The organism is Providencia rettgeri, assembly GCF_001874625.1.
Lineage (GTDB): Bacteria > Pseudomonadota > Gammaproteobacteria > Enterobacterales > Enterobacteriaceae > Providencia > Providencia huashanensis.
The window spans coordinates 1,282,136-1,303,178 of record NZ_CP017671.1 but is presented as its reverse complement, the minus strand read 5'-3'; the positions used below and the strand labels follow the sequence as shown (position 1 = coordinate 1,303,178).

General features: G+C 39.3%; 19 protein-coding genes. 9 read left to right on the top strand and 10 right to left on the bottom strand.

Annotated features, from left to right (window positions below):
- Positions 1-58 precede the first annotated feature (58 nt).
- Positions 59-1,327, top strand: a complete 1,269-nt coding sequence (bioA, locus tag RB151_RS05825; RefSeq protein ID WP_048606487.1) for an adenosylmethionine--8-amino-7-oxononanoate transaminase — start codon at positions 59-61, stop codon at positions 1,325-1,327.
- Between the two features lie 180 nt (positions 1,328-1,507).
- Here the strand turns inward: bioA and pgl are convergent, their stop codons facing one another.
- Entirely contained in the window at positions 1,508-2,494 is a 987-nt protein-coding gene (gene pgl / locus RB151_RS05820) for a 6-phosphogluconolactonase (protein ID WP_042846613.1), read from the bottom strand.
- Between the two features lie 287 nt (positions 2,495-2,781).
- On the opposite strand from pgl, the gene RB151_RS05815 reads away from it, so the two are divergent.
- Positions 2,782-3,600 carry a pyridoxal phosphatase gene (locus tag RB151_RS05815; protein WP_042846614.1) on the top strand — a complete coding sequence of 273 codons (819 nt, stop codon included), beginning with the start codon at positions 2,782-2,784 and terminating at the stop codon, positions 3,598-3,600.
- Positions 3,601-3,665: 65 nt separating this feature from the next.
- Here the strand turns inward: RB151_RS05815 and RB151_RS05810 are convergent, their stop codons facing one another.
- From RB151_RS05810 to RB151_RS05795, 4 genes are all read right to left on the bottom strand, one after another.
- Positions 3,666-4,841, bottom strand: coding sequence for an ROK family protein (locus RB151_RS05810; protein WP_042846615.1), 1,176 nt, complete (start codon positions 4,839-4,841; stop codon positions 3,666-3,668).
- A gap of 285 nt (positions 4,842-5,126) precedes the next feature.
- Positions 5,127-6,149, bottom strand: a complete 1,023-nt coding sequence (locus RB151_RS05805) for an N-acetylglucosamine-6-phosphate deacetylase (protein WP_048606483.1) — start codon at positions 6,147-6,149, stop codon at positions 5,127-5,129.
- A 24-nt stretch (positions 6,150-6,173) separates the two neighbouring features.
- Positions 6,174-6,956 (bottom strand): glucosamine-6-phosphate deaminase, encoded by a 783-nt coding sequence (locus tag RB151_RS05800; protein ID WP_225832871.1) that lies wholly within the window; start codon positions 6,954-6,956, stop codon positions 6,174-6,176.
- Between the two features lie 6 nt (positions 6,957-6,962).
- Complete coding sequence (locus RB151_RS05795; RefSeq protein WP_042846618.1) at positions 6,963-8,300, bottom strand: MFS transporter; 1,338 nt, start codon at positions 8,298-8,300, stop codon at positions 6,963-6,965.
- Positions 8,301-8,761: 461 nt separating this feature from the next.
- Between RB151_RS05795 and RB151_RS05790 the strand changes: the two genes are divergently transcribed.
- The gene (locus RB151_RS05790) at positions 8,762-10,222 is read left to right on the top strand and encodes a mannitol dehydrogenase family protein (RefSeq protein WP_071548827.1); all 1,461 of its coding nucleotides are present in this window, start codon (positions 8,762-8,764) and stop codon (positions 10,220-10,222) included.
- A 59-nt stretch (positions 10,223-10,281) separates the two neighbouring features.
- Here the strand turns inward: RB151_RS05790 and modC are convergent, their stop codons facing one another.
- Genes modC through modA form a run of 3 tightly spaced genes read right to left on the bottom strand, consistent with a single transcriptional unit; the run spans position 10,282 to position 12,842 of the window.
- Positions 10,282-11,349 (bottom strand): molybdenum ABC transporter ATP-binding protein ModC, encoded by a 1,068-nt coding sequence (gene modC / locus RB151_RS05785; RefSeq protein WP_071547844.1) that lies wholly within the window; start codon positions 11,347-11,349, stop codon positions 10,282-10,284.
- Position 11,350: 1 nt separating this feature from the next.
- Positions 11,351-12,040, bottom strand: a complete 690-nt coding sequence (modB, locus tag RB151_RS05780; protein ID WP_042846620.1) for a molybdate ABC transporter permease subunit — start codon at positions 12,038-12,040, stop codon at positions 11,351-11,353.
- A gap of 25 nt (positions 12,041-12,065) precedes the next feature.
- The gene (gene modA / locus RB151_RS05775) at positions 12,066-12,842 is read right to left on the bottom strand and encodes a molybdate ABC transporter substrate-binding protein (RefSeq protein ID WP_042846621.1); all 777 of its coding nucleotides are present in this window, start codon (positions 12,840-12,842) and stop codon (positions 12,066-12,068) included.
- 278 nt (positions 12,843-13,120) lie between these two features.
- On the opposite strand from modA, the gene RB151_RS05770 reads away from it, so the two are divergent.
- A complete protein-coding gene (locus RB151_RS05770; protein WP_042846622.1) occupies positions 13,121-14,152 on the top strand; it encodes an ElaD/SseL family deubiquitinase in 1,032 nt (343 codons plus the stop codon).
- A gap of 90 nt (positions 14,153-14,242) precedes the next feature.
- Here the strand turns inward: RB151_RS05770 and RB151_RS05765 are convergent, their stop codons facing one another.
- Positions 14,243-14,395: an AcrZ family multidrug efflux pump-associated protein gene (locus RB151_RS05765; RefSeq protein WP_004256731.1), complete on the bottom strand. Its 153-nt coding sequence runs from the start codon at positions 14,393-14,395 to the stop codon at positions 14,243-14,245.
- 215 nt (positions 14,396-14,610) lie between these two features.
- Here RB151_RS05765 and modE point away from each other — a divergent pair, with 215 nt between their 5' ends.
- The 5 genes from modE (at position 14,611) to RB151_RS05740 (ending at position 19,896) form a co-directional block, all read left to right on the top strand.
- The gene (gene modE, locus RB151_RS05760; protein ID WP_042846623.1) at positions 14,611-15,399 is read left to right on the top strand and encodes a molybdenum-dependent transcriptional regulator; all 789 of its coding nucleotides are present in this window, start codon (positions 14,611-14,613) and stop codon (positions 15,397-15,399) included.
- A gap of 139 nt (positions 15,400-15,538) precedes the next feature.
- The gene (gene modF, locus RB151_RS05755) at positions 15,539-17,008 is read left to right on the top strand and encodes a molybdate ABC transporter ATP-binding protein ModF (protein WP_071547843.1); all 1,470 of its coding nucleotides are present in this window, start codon (positions 15,539-15,541) and stop codon (positions 17,006-17,008) included.
- Positions 17,009-17,215: 207 nt separating this feature from the next.
- The gene (locus RB151_RS05750; RefSeq protein WP_071547842.1) at positions 17,216-18,043 is read left to right on the top strand and encodes a CPBP family intramembrane glutamic endopeptidase; all 828 of its coding nucleotides are present in this window, start codon (positions 17,216-17,218) and stop codon (positions 18,041-18,043) included.
- Between the two features lie 181 nt (positions 18,044-18,224).
- Positions 18,225-18,977: a 2,3-diphosphoglycerate-dependent phosphoglycerate mutase gene (gene gpmA / locus RB151_RS05745; RefSeq protein WP_071547841.1), complete on the top strand. Its 753-nt coding sequence runs from the start codon at positions 18,225-18,227 to the stop codon at positions 18,975-18,977.
- A gap of 178 nt (positions 18,978-19,155) precedes the next feature.
- Positions 19,156-19,896, top strand: coding sequence for a hypothetical protein (locus RB151_RS05740; RefSeq protein ID WP_042846627.1), 741 nt, complete (start codon positions 19,156-19,158; stop codon positions 19,894-19,896).
- A 63-nt stretch (positions 19,897-19,959) separates the two neighbouring features.
- On the opposite strand, the gene RB151_RS05735 is transcribed toward RB151_RS05740, so the two are convergent.
- On the bottom strand, positions 19,960-20,982 hold the full coding sequence (locus RB151_RS05735; RefSeq protein ID WP_071547840.1) for a hypothetical protein: 1,023 nt from the start codon (positions 20,980-20,982) through the stop codon (positions 19,960-19,962).
- Between the last annotated feature and the right edge of the window lie 61 nt (positions 20,983-21,043).

Genomic DNA, 21,043 nt, shown 5'->3' with positions numbered 1-21,043 from the left:
TAAATATTGCGATTATCATGTCAACTAAAATGATCATAAAAAGTTGACGAAGATAAAAATGAACAATGCTGATATTACTTTTGATGCCAAACATATTTGGCATCCTTACACATCAATGAGCCAACCCATTCCAGCCTATCCCATTGTGGAAGCGCAAGGAGTCGAACTCGTGATGCCTGATGGAAAAAGATTGATTGACGGCATGTCTTCATGGTGGGCTGCAATCCATGGCTATAATCACCCTGAACTCAACCAAGCTGTTACCACTCAGTTGAGCAAAATGTCTCATGTCATGTTTGGGGGGATCACTCACCCACCAGCAGTAAATCTATGCAAACAATTAGTGACTATCACTCCTGAACCACTGGAATGCATATTTCTCGCTGATTCAGGCTCTGTCGCAGTTGAAGTGGCACTAAAAATGGCACTGCAATATTGGCAAGCCAAAGGCGAAAAACGCCAGCGAATTTTGACATTACGCCACGGATATCACGGTGATACCTTTGGTGCTATGGCCGTTTGTGACCCAGATAATTCCATGCATGGACTGTACAAGGGGTATTTGCCCCCCCACGTGTTTGTGGAAGCTCCACAATGTGGTTTTAATGATGAATGGAACCCCGCAGATTTACATCCACTCGAAGCACAATTAGCAGAAAATAGCCATGAAATTGCTGCGATCATCCTAGAACCCATTGTTCAAGGTGCTGGGGGAATGCGCATCTATCACCCTGCCTATTTAAAAGGCGTACGTGATTTATGCGACCATTATGGCCTCTTACTAATAGCAGATGAAATTGCGACAGGATTTGGCCGCACCGGTAAACTATTTGCCTGTCAACACGCAAATATCTCACCTGATATTATGTGTATCGGCAAAGCATTAACTGGGGGTTATATGACGCTATCAGCAACCCTGACAACTCGCCATGTCGCCGAAACCATAAGCAATGGCGAGGCTGGTTGTTTTATGCATGGACCAACATTTATGGGCAACCCCCTTGCCTGTGCGGTTGCAGATGCAAGCCTATCACTATTGCTCAATAGCCCGTGGCAACAAACCATCGCCAATATTGAGCTACAACTCAAAGCTGAATTAATGCCTTTGCGCTCTCACCCTAGCGTCGCGGATATACGCGTCCTCGGTGCCATCGGCGTTATTGAAATGAAGCAGCCAGTGGATACAGCGGCATTACAAAAGGTATTTGTTGAAAATGGCGTTTGGGTTCGCCCGTTCGGCAAACTGATTTATGTGATGCCACCGTATATCATCACTCCCGAGCAACTCAGTAAAGTGACGAATACGATGGCAAAAGTGTTGGGATAACACAATAAATTCAATGATAATCGAAGTGATCCTTACTGAGTTTTTAATTAGATAATCTTCTAAATACTTCGAGTTATAGCAAGGCGGCAATCGAGGGTATCTTGGGGAGCATACATCAGTATGTGACCCAAAAGTAGCCGAGTGAAGCCAACACCGCTATAGCTCGAAGTATGACGAAGATTAAAGGATGACTGAAATAACCCACATAGGGCCTTTCCCAACCGCATACCTTCCTATTTGCGTCAGTTTCCCTGTAATTGGGTCAATTTCAGAAACTGAAATATGGTCTGACTTTTGCCCACTGGAAATTAAAAAGCGGCCGGTGTTATCAATATTAAAACCTCTTGGGTGGGCTTCTGTCGGGTAACGCGCTTCCAAAGTGAGTTCGCAGCCATCATCAGAAATAAGATAGTGGCTAATATAGCTTTCTGACCGTTCACTGGCATACAAATGGCGGCCATCAGGCGTCACATGGATATCAGCGGCCCAACGCTGGCTTTCATTTCCTGCAGGATAGTTTGCTAATGTTTGCATGGTGCGATAACGGGTAAACTTACGGTAAACACCAATGGTTGAGTCTAACTCATTGATACAGTAGATCACTTTCTCACTAGGGTGGAATGCAAGGTGACGAGGCCCTGACTGCGGTGCTGTCGTAATTTGATCCGCGGTCGCTTCAGTTAGATAGCCATTTTCTTGCAAATCAAACAGGCGAATATGATCTTCCCCTAAGCACGGCACCCAAAGCTGTTGATTATCAGTATCAACATGAGATGAATGAGGGTTACGCAACCCTTCAATAACCTGAACAACTTGGCTTGGAATGCCCTCTTTATTGATCGTCAATACAGATAAATTGTGTTGATGATAAGAAGGAACAAAGAGATATTTGCCATTGTTATCAAGTGATAAATGAACCGGTGTACCTGGAATGGATGTTTCCGCTTTTAAACGTAATGTGCCCTTTGGCTCAATTTCATAGGTCACAACACGAAAATTTGGGCGAACACCGATATAAAGGTGTTTTTTATCATGGCTTAATACCATTGGTTGTACCTGACCCGGTGTTTTTACTGTCTGTAAAAGCGTGAGTTCCCCAACTTCGTTCATCGACCATACGTGGATCTGCTGGCTTTCGGGGCTGGCAATATAAACAACCTGATTCATTCTGACTCCTTAATTCATGACAAAATACTAAACAGCATCTATAGTCCACTACATTGGCTTAACTATACCCTATATTAAGTAAATTGCTGCGAGTAAATAGCACCACCGTTTCAGCCAAAAGGATCGATAATAATGGTACTAAAACGGTTCAGTTAACGCTATGATGATAAAACATACTAAGCTAATTATTTTCGAATGGATAATTTATAGCTGTAATTAATTCATCTTCCCTCCTATCTTTATACTTGATTAAGATAGGCAACCTGTAAAATCACGTGGAGCCGTTTATGTCATACCGCGTTATTGCGCTCGATCTTGATGGAACATTGCTAGATCACCAAAAAAAAATCCTACCTGAATCTTTAGCTGTCTTACAGGAAGCTCGACGCCAAGGCGTTAAAGTTATCATAGTAACAGGTCGCCACCATGTTGCGATCCACCCGTTTTACCAAGCCTTAGACCTTGATACCCCCGCGATTTGTTGTAACGGTACATACCTATATGATTATTTGGGTAAAAAAGTGTTAAAGTCTGATCCGATGCCGCTCGACTCTGTCACTCAAATGATCGATAAATTACGTGGAACCGATATTCAACATCTAATGTATGTCGATAATGCCATGCTCTACAACGCACAAACTGAAGGGATTAAACGTACCTTAAATTGGGCGGAGTCATTACCTGTAGCACAACGACCAACTATTGAGTTTGTGGAAGACTTTGCTGATGTTATGCATGACTATGAATCTATATGGAAATTCGCCGTTAGCTACCCAGATACAGAACGATTAAAACAAGTCGTTCATGAAATTGAAACGGACTTTGGCTTAGACTGCGAATGGTCATGGGTTGACCAAGTGGACATTGGTCTCAAAGGTAATAGTAAAGGCCAACGTTTAAAAGAATGGGTTGAATCTCAAGGTATGACAATGCAAGATGTTGTTGCTTTTGGCGATAACTTCAATGACTTAAGCATGCTTACTACCGCAGGTTTAGGTGTAGCAATGGGCAATGCCGTGGATGAAATCAAACAACAAGCAAAACTGGTGACACGTGTAAACACTGAACCGGGTATTGCCGAAGTGATCCGTAAGTACGTTTTATAAGCCATTAGCCGAATAAAAGGAGGCACACCGGCTCTTTTTATTCGGCTAGCTAATAATACGTTAGGCTATTGAGCAAGTAACTCTATTAATGTTTGTTCCAAAACAGGTAAAGCCGCACCATAAATCCGTGAGTTACGGCTAATTTGGCTCATTGAAAGTTCAGGTAATGCCTGACCAAAAAAACGGTTTTGCTGTTGAAAACTATCACAAAATGCAGCCCAAATTTGTGGGTTTTTCACAAATGGCCCTGAAACAATCAGCCGTGAAGGAAAAAATACCCGACAAATATTGGATGCTGCATGTGCCATATGTGAAATAGCTTGCTGCATTGTCGAATTATTTGCTAAATCAGAGGAGGCTAAAATTTCGGCAACATTTTCTTCATCATCATGCGCTTTAAATTTATCGGCAAGAACATCCGTACCGATAGACCATAAAGCAGTGACTGTTTCTAGGCACCCAACTTGCCCACACTGACAAGGCTTCGTTTGGCTGGGAATATTCCAATGCCCTATCTCACCAAAAGCATTCCCACCGATATTGATATAATTATCTGCCGTACTAAATGCAACCCCAACCCCGTACCCCCAATGCAGCAATAACGTACTTTTATTACGTTCAAGAACATGCAACATCAGTTCATCGTCCAGTGTTCTCGATAATACAACCCGATACTCTGGAGGGAATATGCTTTTGATATTCAGATTATTCATTTTCGGCCAGCGAGAGGCGTGTATCCAATGGTAGGTCTGGCGATCAAAGACCCCACCTAAGGAAAAAACACACCCTGTAACTTCGGCTGATTTGGGTATTTTTTGAATAATGTTGTCATAAAGCTGGCGAATTTTGTCCGCTAAAGCTGAATTATCGCACTCTGGTGAAGCTTCAAGTTGTTCATGAGCGATGACATTAGATACTAAATTGATAGCAAACACATGTAATGACAAGCTAATGACTTGAAATACTAAAGTCACTAACCGATTAGGATTAACAACCAATACCATCGAGGGTCGACCTCGACCTGAGTGCTGGCTAATTGTTTCGGTTAATAATCGGCTATCTAAGAGCTGTGTGACCTGCTCAGATACAGTAGTTGAACGGATCTTTAACAGCTTTACTGCTTCACGGCGCGTGGTAATTTGCCCATTTAAAATCGCAAAGAAAATCCGTTCTTTGTCGTGAGTAATAGGTTGAGTAATCGGTAAATGTGATAGAAAGCCTGTCGTTTGTTTAAATATCATAATAAGTAGACATAAAGCTGTCTATTTTAGGCCCTATCAACACTCATCAAACCTGCATGACATATTGAAACAGGCTACCTATATACAGCCTAACCCTTCTCTAGTTAGAAACACGGTAAATAACTATCGATAAAGTATGCCTTAAGGATCGATACTCAATCAATCCTTATTTATTGTAGAAAAAAATGCCATAAGCAGCCGGCAAATAAAGCCCCCAGTAATGAGTTGCTCGATTACTGGGGGAGTTCTATTAATTAAAACGATAAATTGAAATAACTAAATCGTTTATTCATACACAAGTTCTTCGTTGATTACGCTATGAATAACATTAAGTTGCTCATCCCATGTTATCGTCGTGATAGGCGATGTTATGCCATGAAACGCAAAAGCGGGTTGCAAGTAATGCCGTGGATTAACAGTTGCCATTCTTATTGCATCATCAAAACTCACTATCTGGTTGTGTACAACGTTACGTATCGCTTGGTCCAATGTCAGGCTTGAACCTGCTAAATTAGCCTCACCGGGAACACGTACCGTACCATCTTCAGTTCGTTCAATTGACATTGAAGCAAATTGATAATTCCCAGCTTTGACACTACCGGCAGCACTAACAGCATCCGTAACTAAAATGGATCTAGTGATAGTTTTCGCTCTTAATAGATTTTTCAACGCTGGAAATGGAATATGTATACCATCAGCAATAAAGCTTGCGCCTATAGCATCACAACTTAACTGGGCTTGTAGTGTGTTATCTAACTTATGTAACTGCTGAGGAATGCCATTTCCTAAGTGGGTACTCATACAAATACCAATTTTGGCAGCTTCATCCATTTGGCTAAAATTAATATTAGAGTGCCCCACAGCAACGCATTTCCCCGTGTTAACTAACTGCTTGGCAAATTGAAAGTTCTGGTCAAATTCAGGTGCATAAGTCACTAGCAATATTGGTCTAGTGAGCATACTTTCTAAATTAGCAACTAACTGGATATCAGGTTTAATTATATCACTCGGGGGATGACACCCTGCATAACCGCACTTAGGGTTAATAAATGGCCCCTCCAAATGGTAGCCAGGAACCATCAATTCACCAAGACGACTTGTTGATACTGCCTTATCAAGCGCTTGAAAACGCTCAGTCAATACTGACGCAGATGCTGTAATTAACGTCGGTAAACAAGAAGTCACCCCTGTTTTTAGCATTGCTTCTAGCGCATAATCAACCGCTTCCGCAGTAATATTTTTATCATTAAAATCAATGCCTGCAAACCCATTGACCTGAATATCAAATAAACCATCAGTTATCGTCATAGTTTAATCCTTCAATACTTTTCCCTAATCAACCGCTGATAATAATGATGCGGAATCTTTATCCAAAAATAGGTAGCAATTGTTATGCTGTTGCACAATGGATGCAGGTACTTGGTTCGTTATTTCCCCTTCTACCGTGTTTTTAACTGCAATAGACTTGCGTAAGTCAGGTACACTGAGAATTAACGTTTTAGACCTTAAAATTTGCATTATACTCATCGAAATGGCTTGTTTTGGGACGTCTTCCAACTGAGAAAACCATTTCTCTCCTAATTGTTGTTTTCTGCAGGCATCATCAAGGTTCACAACAATATAAGGAGAACTTATACTGAAGTCTGCGGGGGGATCATTGAACGCTAAATGTCCATTTTCCCCGATACCAGCAAAACAGACATCGATTTCATATTGACGAATAACCTGGTTCAAACGTTGGATTTCCTCATCAATGTTTTTGGCTGAACCATTCACACCAATAAATTGATGTAGCGAAGGTAATTTATTCACCAAGCGCTCTTGTAAATATCGACGAAAACTTGCGGGGTGTCCTTCATCAAGTCCGATATATTCATCCAAATGAAAAATGGTAATTCGTGACCAATCAATATCCTCATCAATTAAGTGTTCCAACATTTCAAACTGACTCGCACCAGTGGCGACAATAATCGCAATCTCTGATTTTTCACTTAATGCTTTTTGAATAGCATAAGCTCCTGCTCGACTGGCTTGTTTACCTAAAATCTGCTTATTTTCAGAAATAATAATATCCATACCAACCTCATACTTAATAAATAACCGTTTATTTAGCAAAGTGTCTTACTGGTGTTGCTTCAATTTCTTAGCCATTTGCACAGCAGTTAACGTCAGCACACAACAAAAGATTAAGTAATAAACAACATAGGTGGGTTTCCCATCACCAACAGAAACCAATGCAGCAGCAATAACAGGTGTTGAACCTGCAAAAATGACACTGTTTAGTTCACGAGAGAGCGCAATACCTGAATACCGATATTGCGTTGGGAATAGATTAGCTAAGAACGCGCCTTGAGCCCCTGATGTTGCACCATGCCCAATACCATAAGCAATACACATTCCAAGCGTTGCCAACATTAAGCTGCCGCTACCTAGTAGCCAGAATAATGGAAAAGCAAAAACGCCTAAGAAAATTGCCCCGAATGAGAAAATTGCAGTAGTGCCATATTTATCCGTTAACCGCCCCATGACAGGGGTCATCAGCGTATTAATAAGCACGGCAACCATTAACGCCATCAACCCATCTGACTTTTCCATACCCAACGTATTGGTGAGATAACTAATACTGAATACGCTCAACACATAACCATTAGCTTGGTGACCAGCTAAACTGAAAAAACCACAGAGTAAGTTTTTTCGACTATGAATAAAGAGCTCCTTAATAGGAATTTTTTGTTCTTTTTTCTCTACCTCTGCCTTTTCAACGGATTTAACGTATTCTGGCGTTTCATCTAGTTGTTTACGGATATAAATGGCTACAACAAATAAAACGATAGATAACAAGAAAGGGACGCGCCAGCCCCAGCTCATAAATGCTTCATCAGGTAATTGTGATACGGCAAAAAAAGCGGCTGTAGATAATAAAATGGCAATTCCTGTTGATGCATTAATTAACGAGGTATAAAACCCCCTCTGCTTCATCGGAACATATTCCGCCACAAAGGTTTGCGCTCCTGCAAGTTCAGCACCTGAACCAAAGCCTTGCATTAACCGTATGATAACTAAAGCGATTGTTGCCCAAATACCGATATGATAATAAGTTGGTAATAACCCCAGAGCTAATGTTGCGATCCCCATTAATACAATTGCGAAGATAAGCGCTGGTTTTCGCCCATATCGGTCGCCAATATGGGCAATAATCACCCCACCTAAGGGACGTGAAATAAAACCGACAGCAAAAGTAAGAAATGCTGCTAACGTTGCAATTGTGGGCGATAGATTAGGAAAATAAAGTTTATTAATAACCAATCCAGCTGCTGCACCATATAACGAATAGTCATACCACTCGATTACTGTTCCTGATACGCTTGCCATCATGACTTTTCTAATTGTTTTTTTATCAGCTGCAGGCGTTTCGCTTACAGTTTCTGTAGCTAATTGTTCTGAAATAGTGTCACTCATACTGCCCCCTACATTTTAGGAATACATTATTTAGGTATGTTTTATAAAAAACGGACAAAAAGCGCGCACTATTGAAACTAGCACCGTTAATATTATTTTAGAACATGTTTGTTTTTAAATGATCTAAAAATGGGATCACAATCAAAATTCAATGATAAAATACAATTTGAAATTTGAATTATGTTTGTTTACCTCCTATTAAACTAGACAATTCTCATTAGAAACCACTGCCAGAAAAAATAAATAAAATAATAAAATCAATCAACTAAACAAATTCATGACTGAAGTAATCTCTGATTTATATAATCCAGTAAAAAATAGTTTGTTAAGCCAATATTTTACTTTCCTCTACAATACTGCTATTTTTCACCTAAATTAAAAACCATTTTGTTTTTAATTATAAAGAAACCGAAGCAGCTCTAACCTAAATTACTGTTATTCTCAGGGGGATTATGGCGCCTATGTCTAGTTCAAAAAACAAGCTCCGTAACACAGCTCGACGTAATACATCACAAGTCACCTCACAAATGATACATCTTGGCTGTGGTGCATTTCATCGCGCCCATCAAGCCCTTTATACACATTTATTACTTGAAAAGTTCCAATCTAATTGGGGCTATTGTGAAATTAATTTAATGTCTGAGCGTGGTGCAATATTAATCAACCAATTAAACGAACAGCATTGCAATTATACTTTGCTAGAAAAAGATGAAGAAAAATCAACACTAAGGACTATCAAGGCAATTAAGCAGGCTATGCACCCGCGTATTGATGGTATTAATGCGATTATTGAAAAAATGGCTGCCCCCGAAATTGCCATTATTTCACTAACCGTGACAGAGAAAGGCTATTGTATTTCGCCCTCAACGGATAAGCTGGATTTAGCTAATCCGTTTATACAACATGACCTCACTAACCCTATGGAACCTCAATCTGTTTTAGGTTATATCGTTGCCGCACTTCGTTTACGTTTTCAGAGAAACCTGCCCCCTGTCACCATTCTTTCTTGCGATAATATCCGCAATAATGGAGAAACAGCACGTCAGGCTATTATTGGTTTAGCCATTCAACAAGATAATCAACTAGCACAATGGATTGAAAAAAATATCACTTTTCCAAATACCATGGTTGATAGGATTGTCCCTGCTATGACTGAAAGTTCATACGCCGAAATTAAACAACTCATTGGGAAAGATGACCCATGCGCAGTGATCAGTGAGTCATTTAGTCAATGGGTTATTGAAGATTGTTTTGCTAATGGCAGACCAGATTGGCAACGTGTCGGCGTACAATTTGTACCTGATGTTGCACCTTATGAAATGATGAAACTTAGAATGCTCAATGGGAGCCATTCTTTCCTAGCTTATCTAGGTCATCTAGCAGGGTATGAGTTTATCTCTGACACTATGCAGAACCCTGATTTTAGCCAAGCAGTACACAAATTAATGCTTCATGAGCAAGCGCCAACACTGACAATGCCAAGTGATACAAACCTGAGAAAATATGCACAAGATTTATTAAAACGCTTTAGCAATCGCGCCATTAAACATAAGACAGCGCAAATAGCGATTGATGGCAGCCAAAAATTACCCCAGCGCCTATTAGATTCTATTATGTGGCATCAGCAACAGGGTTCAGACTATACGCTCCTAGCACTGGGTGTTGCTGCATGGATGAAATATGTCAGCGGGGTCAATGAACAAGGTAACCCAGTGAGTATCCAGGACCCATTACGAAACGAGTTTGCGGAAATCTACCAAAAATATGGTTTTAGCCTTGAAACTGTCGACAACTTGTTAAAAATAGGCGCTATTTTCCCACCCCAACTTTCGAGAAACCACCAAGTAGTTAAAAAAATCAAGGCTGCATACCAGCAACTCATCATCTTAGGTGCTCAAAAAACTGTTAAATATTATTTGTAACAAATCGATGAGATATAGCAAACTGACGCAAAATAGCTATATCTCTAATATTTGCCTCACTATAGCTGACGAGAAAGCGAGACACTTTTCACCTGTGCAAACACCTTTCTTCCTTTACGAATAGAAAGCTCATCCCTCGCCCAGCGGGTGATGCGAGCCCATAGATAATGTTCTTCACCTAAATCTAGCTTCACATCAACTTGCTCACCATCTTCAATCCATTCAATAACTTCTGCCGCTAAAATATTACGAATACTACTCACTTGCGGCTTTTCTAAAACCAAAGAAACATCCGAAGCATCGATACGTATACGTACTTCAGCCCCTTGCTGCATTTCAACTCGCGGAACCCATAACTTTTGACCGCCGACAATTACCGCTGTCATATCGTAATCAGGGTGTTGACTATGTACCTTTGCACTCACCACACTGCTCAATGTTTCTTGCTGTAACCAAGGACGTAATGCACTGCTCGCCCAGACGTCTTCTAATGGGCCAAATGCTTTAACTTTCCCTTGAGCCATTACAATGACTTTATCCGCTAGGCGCAATATTTCATCAAGACTATGACTGACATATAAAATAGGGATTTTAACATCTTGAGAAAGCTTTTCTAAATAAGGTAATAACTCACGTTTGCGGGGGAGATCCAAAGAAGCAAGGGGTTCATCCATCAGCAGAATTTCTGGCGCAGTTAATAAAGCACGACCAATCGCAACGCGTTGTTTCTCACCGCCAGATAATGTTATTGGATAACGGTTGAGTAACTTTTCGATACCCAGCAACTCAACGATATCATCAAAGCGTGTTTTCATTTTTGGCGCCATGCCATAACGTAAATTACTTTTGACACGGTAATGTGGAAATAACCGCGCATCCTGAAAAACATAACCTATGTGACGCTGCTCTGGCGGTAAACAAATCCGTTTTTCGACATCAACCAATGTACGACCATTTAACACTATCCGCCCTTTATTTGGCTTAGTTAAACCGCCTATCACATTGATTAAAGAGGTTTTACCTGCACCAGAAAGCCCGAAAACCGCAGTAATGCTTTCTGTTGGTAATTGTGTATTCACTTCCAGCTGTAAGTCCCCTAACTTTTGGGAAAAGTTGAGTTCTAACATATCAGGCTACCCCCAAACGCTTTTTACCCCAACGGGTCAGCCATTCTGAAATTAATAATGAAATTAATGCAAGAACGATCGCGATAATACATAAGCGTGCAGCATCAACCTCTGCACCCGGCGTCTCAATTAAGGTATACATCGCTAATGGAATGGTTTGAGTTTCTCCAGGTATATTTGATACAAATGTAATCGTGGCACCGAATTCCCCTAAAGAACGGGCGAAAGCAAGCACTGTGCCTACAATGATACCCGGCAAAGAAAGCGGAATGGTGATGGTGAGAAAAACGCGCAATGGCGTGGCACCTAATGTTCTAGCCGCTTGCTCTAGCTTTCTATCTACCGCTTCTAATGCTAAACGAATTGCTCGTACCATCAACGGAAAAGCGACCACGGCCGAAGCAAGCGCAGCCCCTCGCCAACTAAAGGTGAAGCTAAAACCAAACCAGTTATATAACCATTCACCAATAAAACCGCGTTTTCCCATACTGATCAATAATAAATAACCCACTACCACTGGTGGCAATACCAGTGGTAGGTGGATAATACTATCGAGCAATGTTTTGCCAGGAAAATTACAGCGAACTAATACCCATGCAACTAATATCCCAAGCGGTAAGCTGAATAATACCGCTACGCTTGATACTTTTAGGCTTAAGTAAATTGCTTCCCATTCATAAGGACTTAACATCTGCAACAATATAATCTCTTAATGTTTATTTGGTACGTGGCTCGAAACCATAACGTTTAAAAACCTCAGAAGCTGCTGGAGTTTTCAGATACTCATAATAATCACGAGTCGCTTTATTATCTTGGTCTTTAACTATTGCCATTGGGTATTCAACAGGTTTATGCGTATCTGCAGGGAATACACCAACCACTTTTACTTTTTGGCTAGCGACCGCATCAGAACCATACACAATGCCTAAAGGTGCTTCTTGGCGTTCAACTAGTGCCATACCACTGCGGACATTGTTAGTACGCGCTAACAGTGGATCAACCGTTTCCCATGCACCTAAATTACCCAATGCTTCTTTAGCATAAATACCAACAGGTACATGGTCAGGATCACCAACGGCTAAACGACCGCCATCTAATAATTTTTTCCAATCTGTTTGCTTATTGATTTCCACTTTATCCAATTTAGAATCTTTTGGTGCAATCAACACTAATTCATTACCTAATAATGTATAACGAGTATCATCCACCATCAATTTTTTATCAATTGCATAATCCATCCACTGCTGGTCAGCAGAAATAAATAGATTAGCAGGTGCTCCTTGCTCAATTTGACGCGCCAATGTTGAAGAAGAGGCATAAGATGCCACAACGTCTACTTTCGCCTCTTTCTTATATTGCTCAGAGATTTCATTCAGCGCGTTAGTTAATGAGGCAGCTGCGAAAACCGTTATTTTATCCGCAGCAAAACTATGGCTAGCCATAGTGAGTGTCAGTGTTGCACCCGCGAGAAGTGATACCAAACCTTTTTTCATTTTTATTCACCATAGTATTAATCAACACGCTATATATATCAGGATACAGCGATAACTTAAAGTCAAACTCGTGATAAAAGTGTGCTGGCTCAAGAAATGATGTAATTTTTCTGCATGTTATCCTAAATGGTAAAGAGACACGCCATGTTTTTAGTTTACGAAGAATCGTTTTTGTATAGTTTATAACTTATTTCCCTTGTAACTTTATCGGCACAAATCGTGTGTCTTTGAATATTTCATTCAACTTTTTACAAGTATATAAAAGCAGAGGAGATAATATGGCAATTCAACCTACAGTACATTCTCCAACTAATGCTCATTACTCAGGCAGCTTAACCACTCAACAATTTTATGGGCTATTTGACAAAGATATTCCCCAAGAAACCTTAGATTCTTTAGCTAAATCGTCTGGAGAAGGGAACTTAAATAGTATTGATTTATTACATAACCTAGCTTTACGACAAGACAGTGTAGGAAAACAAGCACAAAATATCTTGTTTGATTTATTTAGCGGAAAATTGCCAGCGAAGAAAGGTGTAGATAAAGAAATACAAGAAACGAGCAAAGTTTTATATCAATCAGCACATCACCAAGCCGTATTGTCTAAACCATCGAAATTACTGTATATCATTGGCTCCGCATTAAACAATATTGCAGATAAATTAAGCCTAACGCGTTTATTTATGGAACCCGATAATATAAAACCGGCAGCGCCGAAACCACTCGCGGAGAGTAATTTATGGTGTGATAACCGAATGCAGCAAAGTGATGAGCTTTATTCAAACTTAATAAGTGATGATTATTTAGCTTTATTTTCAGTTAACTACCCTTTAGATATCAGCGAGGACAACGCGGCTTTGCTAAAAACAACTATTGAGGAAATAAAAAGACAAAGCAACTTTCTAAATAAGCCCGAAATATTTCCAATAAATACAGGGGCTCATTGGGTGCTATTTATGCTCTATCACGACGTCACTGACAATAAAGTTAAAAGCTTTGTTTTTAATTCATACCATCAATTACCATCGGAAATTAAGCAAACTATAACAGAATGCGCTAAAGAAGCTGGAATACAGAGCGACATTGAATATATTGAAGGGAATATCCAAGAAAATGTGCCAAATGGCTGTGGCCTTTTTGTCATTGAAGCCGTTAAACAACTCGCTGAAACTACAACAAAAAATTATGTCGAAACACTGAAAAATTTCAAAAATAATTTTTTAGCGTTACCTTTAGCAGAACAACAACAATTTAACCAGTCTAGCCGCAGACAACTCTATGGAAATTACCATGATACATTATATCCATAGAGGGGAACTTGATTAAACGAAAAACTCCCTGATAGCTTAATGAGTTATCAGGGAGTTTTATAATCCGTCAGAAAAGAAACTCGCTAAAAGTTACTTGTTCTCTGTATTGTGGTGATGTGGCACATGCGCTTTAGATAACAAGTTAAAAAATGCACCAAGACCATAAATCAGGCCCATGATTAAAAACATCACAACAGGAACCATCATCAGGGCGAAACCTAAACTTTTAATCAGTTCTAACATAAAAAAGCCTCTTCAGTGATACTGTACCCACCAGCCTACAAGATACGCTGACGAGGGAAATTCGACTCTCAATTTTTTGATTATAAATCAAATCAAAATAATAACGCATAATAGCGTTATAATGGAGACTATTTTAGACAAAATATTATACTAACGACATACTAAACGTGCTTTTTACCTCTGTCACCACCAACTAAGCCGGAAGGGAGAAAAATATGCAGGCAGAAATCTTACTCACACTTAAATTGCAAGGCAGTTTATTCGCTGATCCACGCCGTATCGCGCTACTCAAACAAATTAAAGCGACGGGTTCTATCAGCCAAGGGGCCAAACTTGCAGGTATCAGTTATAAAAGTGCTTGGGATGCCATTAATGAGATGAACCAACTCACCGATGATATTTTAGTCGACAGAGCAACCGGTGGCAAAGGAGGCGGCGGTACGACATTAACCCATTATGGTGAAAGACTGCTCCAGTTATATGACTTATTAGCTCAGATCCAACAAAAAGCGTTTGATGTCTTAAAAGAAGATAACCTACCTTTAGACAGCCTGCTGGCAGCGATTTCTCGCTTTTCACTACAAACCAGCGCCCGTAATCAATTTTTTGGCACCCTTATCACTCGCGACCACATGCAAGTTCAACAGCATGTACAAATTCGTTTAGCGGACAATAGTACCGTGATTAATGCAGCATTAACCGAACAAAGTGCTAACCGTTTAGGGTTAGTTGAAGGCAAAGAAGTACTTGCTCTCATTAAAGCGCCTTGGGTAAAACTAAGCAAACAACCACAAGCAACCGAGTTCGATAACTGTTTAGCAGGTAAAATTACCATGTTAGAACGTGGTAAAGATAATAGTGAAGTTATTGTAACCCTGACTGGCGGGGAAACACTCTGCTCAACCCTGCCAAATAGCGAGATTGATACACTGTCACTCAATGTTAATGATGCTATCACTGCCTTATTTAATGCAGACCAAGTTATTGTTGCCACCCTGTGCTAACCACCGCTGCTTACTTACCAAATAAGTAAGTAAGCATTTACCTTTTTTTCATCCTCCCACCTACAGTTGTTGACTTTATCTTCAATCCTGATTATTTGTGATAGATGACAAGGTAAATAAATGATGATAAGGAAGCTTAATGAGCTCAATAACTATACAACATGGCAGCTTTAAGCTCAGTGAAACACAAACACTTGAAATTCAACAACTCAATATTGAAAAAGGTGAAAACTGGGCTTTTATTGGTTCCAATGGCAGCGGTAAATCCTCTTTAGCTCGCGTGCTATCTAATGAACTAAAACCCCTTTCTGGTATTGTCACCAATACCTTTCTTTCCCCTGTCCGCCTTTCCTTTGAACAGTTACAGAAAATTATTACTGAAGAGTGGCAACGTAATAATACGGATATGCTGAGTGAAGACGAAGAAGACACTGGATATACTGCGGCTGAAATTATTCAATTTAACCATAAAGATAATGAATATTGCCTAGAGCTTGCTGCTCGCTTTGGCATCAGTGACTTGCTCTCCCGTCGCTTTAAATACCTTTCAACAGGGGAAACCCGCAAGGTATTGTTATGTCAAACATTAATGGGTAATCCTGACTTATTAATCCTTGATGAACCCTTTGATGGTCTGGATGTCTATTCCAGAAGCAACCTCAGTGAATTACTCTATAGTTTGTCTGAAAAAGGCTTAACTTTAATCTTAATTTTAAACCGTTTTGACGAACTCCCTGAGTTTGTTGAAAAAATGGGGGTCGTCGCGGACTGCAAACTGTCCCTTTCAGGAGATAAAGAGTCAGTACTCGCTAACACGCTAATTAACCAATTACAGCACAGTGAAAAAATAAAATTACTATCGATTCCCGAAACGGAAGATCCGACTGCTGATGAAAAACTAGATGATACTGTTCCTCGTATCATTTTGAAGAATGGGACTGTTAGCTATAGCGACCAACCTATTTTGCATGGCCTAAACTGGCAAGTTAACCCAAATGAACATTGGCAGATTATTGGCGAAAATGGGGCGGGAAAATCCACATTATTAAGCCTAATTACAGGGGATCACCCACAAGGCTATAGTAATGACCTCACCTTATTTGGCCGTCGCAGAGGTACAGGAGAAACAATTTGGGATATCAAACGCCATATAGGCTATGTCAGTAACAGTATCCATCAAGAGTACCGGGTCGCAACCAGTGTACTAAATGTCATTATATCTGGCTTTCATGACTCCATCGGCTTATATCAAGCCCCGTCTGACCGTCAAATTCAATTAGCTAATGAATGGTTAACCTTATTAGGTTTTTCAGCCCAAACTGCACAGCAACCTTTCCATAGCCTGTCTTGGGGGCAGCAACGTTTAGTCTTAATTGCGCGTGCTCTGGTCAAACACCCTGCAATGCTAATTTTAGACGAACCATTACAGGGGCTCGATGGGTTGAACCGCTTGTTAGTCCTTAGGTTTATTGATGTCATGCTAAGCCAAGGCAACACACAATTACTGTTTGTCACTCACCACCAAGAAGATGCTCCAGCCTGTATTACTCACCGGTTAACCTTCGTCCCTGATAGCGGAAAATACCGCTACGAAATTGATGAACTTTAAAATTTGATCACTTCGCCAATAAGCTCTATTTCGGATTTATTGGCGAAGTTAATCTAGTGATTAACCAACCAACTACCAAAATAATAATATAATGAATTGATTATTAATAATATTTTTTATTTTTAATTCTTTACGATTAGCAAACTCATTAAAAATGATTAAACTCTGCCGCCCATAATAGTTTAAAGATTAATATAGGTATTATTTATGGCTTGGTTAATATTAGCCTCTTCACTTGCAACACTTGCTACGTATCGATTGATTTCATTCATACTGTTATTGCTTGGGGTTGTTACCGCAGTATTGTCTGGAATTATGAGTTGGCCGGCCCTTTTACTTTGTATTGTTGTCGCAGCCGTTTCTTTTATTCGCATACACTACCAACACCATTTAGCGCTGAAAATAAGCAGTGAGATTGTGTTAATTGCCTGTGCTATAGGGCTATTTATTCACTTATTTCCTGGGTTTAATAACCTGAAATATCTCGATAAAGTCACCGTAGGCACACATAGCGCCCCTTTTACTATGTATTTTAATTTTGATAAGGCATTAGTCCCTTTTATTTTACTCGCCTGCTTACCAACGTTATTTGTCTGCCATCCAGCCAAGCATGCAACTAAAGTTCAATGGGTACTGCTGGTTATTTCTGTGCCTCTTTTATTGCTGGTCGCGACTACTGCTGGCGGATTAGCCTTTGAATGGCATTTTCCTAGTTGGTTACCTGTTTTTGTGCTCTGTAATCTACTTTTTGTTTCACTAGCTGAAGAAGCGCTATTTCGTGGTTATTTACAACAAAGACTCACCCAATGGTTCGGTTCCCCTTACCTTGCTTTAATACTTACAGCTCTCTTATTTGGTGGGGTGCATTTTGCCGGCGGCCCACTCTTAATTCTCTTTGCGGCCATTGCAGGCTTAATTTATGGCTTAGCATGGATGTGGAGTGGAAAATTATGGCTTGCTGTATCGATTCACTTCGGGTTAAATTTAGTTCATCTGTTATTTTTTACCTACCCTGTAAAAATGGTAACTGGATAATAAAAAGGCAACTTTCCCCTTACAAACCAAATTATGGCTTGAATATTTCCATTGTTTATCCGTTTTTTGATTTGGTTTCGATAAAACGTAAGTTGCTACTAGCGTTCGAGTTGACTATCCCTATAATGTAGGTCAGCAATAATTCATTTTTAATTTGAGTGTACTGATAGGAGTTTTAGCTATGGCTGTAACTAAACTGGTTTTAGTAAGACACGGTGAAAGTGAGTGGAACAAAGAGAACCGCTTCACAGGTTGGACTGATGTAGAACTGTCTGATAAAGGTCGTGAAGAAGCAAAAATTGCAGGCCAACTGCTAAAAGATGAAGGCTTTGTTTTTGATTTCGCTTATACCTCAGTTCTAAAACGCGCTATCCATACTTTATGGAACATCCTTGATCAAGTTGAACAGCAATGGCTGCCAGTTGAAAAAAGCTGGAAATTAAACGAGCGTCATTATGGTGCTCTCCAAGGCTTAGACAAATCAGAAACTGCGGCCAAATATGGTGATGAGCAAGTTAAACTGTGGCGTCGTGGTTTTGCCATCACTCCACCAGATTTAACTAAAGACGATGAACGTTATCCTGGCCATGACCCACGTTACGCAAAACTTTCTGAAAAAGAATTACCGGTTACTGAAAGCTTAGCAACCACTATCGAGCGTGTTGTTCCTTATTGGGAAGAAGTGATCAAACCTCGCGTTGCTGGCGGTGAAAAAGTGATCATCGCAGCTCACGGTAACTCTCTGCGTGCCTTAGTTAAATATTTGGATAACATGGGTGAAGATGAAATTCTGAACTTGAATATCCCAACTGCGGTACCAATGGTTTATGAGTTCGATGAGAACATGAAACCTATCAAACGTTACTACTTAGGTAACCAAGACGAAATCGCGGCTAAACAAGCAGCTGTTGCGAACCAAGGTAAAGCGAAGTAATTACTTACTTTATCTATAGTACGAAAGGGTTAAGCCGTTTGCTTATCCCTTTTTCTTTTCAAAATACCTTTCATTTCCCCCTCTATCAAAAATAAAAAATACAAACAGTTAGTGTTAGAAATAGGAATAACGGATTATCATAGGGAAATACACATAAAAAGGTGCATAGAGCAAAGAAATGAACAAATTTAATATTTACGTGTGGGTAGGGCTGGTTCTTAGCGCGAGTATTTTGGGCTCACTCCTCTATATGATCAATGCAGGAGAGCTCGCCATTGATGGTTCAAATGGTGCAGCAAACCATGAATTAATGAAAACCTTGATGACGATTGCTTGCATCAGCTTTCCTATTCAAATTGTCAGCATGATGGTCATGAAATATAAACCAAGGCTCGCCATTGGCCTTGCTATCATCAGTAGCGTTGCACTCATGCCTATCACAATAGTGTTTGTCATGGGGATGATTTTTTCTGCGATCCGCTGGCGTTATCGCCAATTAGAGCCATTCGATACCACCATCAATATCGACTTTGCAACAAAAATCGAGTTTAATAAACGTAATAATCGTATTGTTGTCATTGCTCTAGGTATTATCAGTGTTGCCTTTATCTTACTTAGCCAAAGTTTAGGTATGTTTCTATTCGTCTTAACCATTTTCCTTGGTTATTTTGGCAAGAAAGCAGCTGATAGCGTTTATTTAGCCATTAAAGATGCACACTTGTATATTCGCCCAAATATTTTCGCTCATTGTTACCGTATTCCACTAAAAGACGTTACTTATACCAAGGGTGAAAAAGGGAAAGTGCATTTTAATGTGCAAACATCAAATGAGGTATTGCAGCTAACCGCTACTCCAGCAAATGCAACCCCTGAAGAGCAAAAGAAACTAGAAGAACTATTAGCCAAAATACCAAAGTAAAAGAGACTGCAATTTATTCGTCCCCTTTACCTACTTTAATATGTAGGTAAAGGGGATAATGACTTAAAATACTTTTATAGGGCTCAAGGGCGTCAGCGTTGATAATCTAGGAACTAAATTATTTATATTCATCGCCTCCATCAAGATAGTATTAGTAGCATTAAACACAGCCACAGCGCAAACTAAGCTCATTGAATCACTAGAAAAATATTTTTCTACAAAAAACATATATTGAGCTTCAATAGAATATCTTTTTAAAGCATTCTCAGTATGAACAACTCTATATTGTAAATCTTCACGAGCCTGTTTCATGGCATTAATTTTACTTTCACTCTCTGTATTTCTTTTTTTACCCTGTGAAACCGCGTTCTCTTTCGAGATTAATTTATTATATTTCTGAATCATTTTTCTGGTGCCATCTAGGTCACTGATAAAATCAACACCATCATATATTTCATTTTCTTCAAACGATTGAATATTATTCAAAAACTCATTTAAGTTATCAACTAGCTCTTTATATGTATTAGTTAATAAATTAACTTCACTATATTCTAACCCTTTTATATTTTCATTAGGTAGAGTTGAGTTAAACTCACCAACCAAATTTTTATCTAGTTCATCAACTACACAAATTGGCTCTTTTTTAATTATCTCATCGACCTCCATTAACTGTTTATACATATCAACTCTATTATCCTTTTCTACAATATATTCCTTCATTGCATAAATCATACTCTGATAATACCCATGAGCCGATTTAAGTTTCTCTATATGTTTATAAACAACTTTTAACGTATTTAGTTTTGATTCCAATTCTTTAGCATTACCCTGAGGATTTTTATTTTTAATCTCATATTTTTTTATCATTAACCCTATTTTATATTTTCTTTCTTTAATGGACTCATAGAGTGAATCTGATTTTTTTAGTGATCTTAACAATTGATAATTTAAGTTAATTTCATAATTTACTTTCTCTATAAAATTATTAGAATTAGAATAACCAAGATCAACCGTGATACCATCTGATTTTTTATACTTAGTCGTTTGATATTTTAATTCTTCTCTAATTTCTTTCTTAATAATCATTTCATACTCCATTATGTTAGTTTTACAGGTGATATCCTTGCATCCATAAAATAACAAGCTA

What these genes read in the sequence shown, in the direction of transcription:
- bioA (WP_048606487.1), top strand. Translation starts at nt 59, where the DNA reads ATGAACAATGCTGATATTACTTTTGATGCCAAACATATTTGGCATCCT.
- modF (WP_071547843.1), top strand. Translation starts at nt 15,539, where the DNA reads ATGAGCTCAATAACTATACAACATGGCAGCTTTAAGCTCAGTGAAACA.
- RB151_RS05805 (WP_048606483.1), bottom strand. Translation starts at nt 6,149, where the DNA reads ATGACGATAACTGATGGTTTATTTGATATTCAGGTCAATGGGTTTGCA.
- RB151_RS05740 (WP_042846627.1), top strand. Translation starts at nt 19,156, where the DNA reads ATGAACAAATTTAATATTTACGTGTGGGTAGGGCTGGTTCTTAGCGCG.
- modB (WP_042846620.1), bottom strand. Translation starts at nt 12,040, where the DNA reads ATGTTAAGTCCTTATGAATGGGAAGCAATTTACTTAAGCCTAAAAGTA.
- gpmA (WP_071547841.1), top strand. Translation starts at nt 18,225, where the DNA reads ATGGCTGTAACTAAACTGGTTTTAGTAAGACACGGTGAAAGTGAGTGG.
- modE (WP_042846623.1), top strand. Translation starts at nt 14,611, where the DNA reads ATGCAGGCAGAAATCTTACTCACACTTAAATTGCAAGGCAGTTTATTC.
- RB151_RS05735 (WP_071547840.1), bottom strand. Translation starts at nt 20,982, where the DNA reads ATGATTATTAAGAAAGAAATTAGAGAAGAATTAAAATATCAAACGACT.
- RB151_RS05770 (WP_042846622.1), top strand. Translation starts at nt 13,121, where the DNA reads ATGGCAATTCAACCTACAGTACATTCTCCAACTAATGCTCATTACTCA.
- modC (WP_071547844.1), bottom strand. Translation starts at nt 11,349, where the DNA reads ATGTTAGAACTCAACTTTTCCCAAAAGTTAGGGGACTTACAGCTGGAA.
- pgl (WP_042846613.1), bottom strand. Translation starts at nt 2,494, where the DNA reads ATGAATCAGGTTGTTTATATTGCCAGCCCCGAAAGCCAGCAGATCCAC.
- RB151_RS05795 (WP_042846618.1), bottom strand. Translation starts at nt 8,300, where the DNA reads ATGAGTGACACTATTTCAGAACAATTAGCTACAGAAACTGTAAGCGAA.
- RB151_RS05810 (WP_042846615.1), bottom strand. Translation starts at nt 4,841, where the DNA reads ATGATATTTAAACAAACGACAGGCTTTCTATCACATTTACCGATTACT.
- modA (WP_042846621.1), bottom strand. Translation starts at nt 12,842, where the DNA reads ATGAAAAAAGGTTTGGTATCACTTCTCGCGGGTGCAACACTGACACTC.
- RB151_RS05815 (WP_042846614.1), top strand. Translation starts at nt 2,782, where the DNA reads ATGTCATACCGCGTTATTGCGCTCGATCTTGATGGAACATTGCTAGAT.
- RB151_RS05790 (WP_071548827.1), top strand. Translation starts at nt 8,762, where the DNA reads ATGTCTAGTTCAAAAAACAAGCTCCGTAACACAGCTCGACGTAATACA.
- RB151_RS05765 (WP_004256731.1), bottom strand. Translation starts at nt 14,395, where the DNA reads ATGTTAGAACTGATTAAAAGTTTAGGTTTCGCCCTGATGATGGTTCCT.
- RB151_RS05750 (WP_071547842.1), top strand. Translation starts at nt 17,216, where the DNA reads ATGGCTTGGTTAATATTAGCCTCTTCACTTGCAACACTTGCTACGTAT.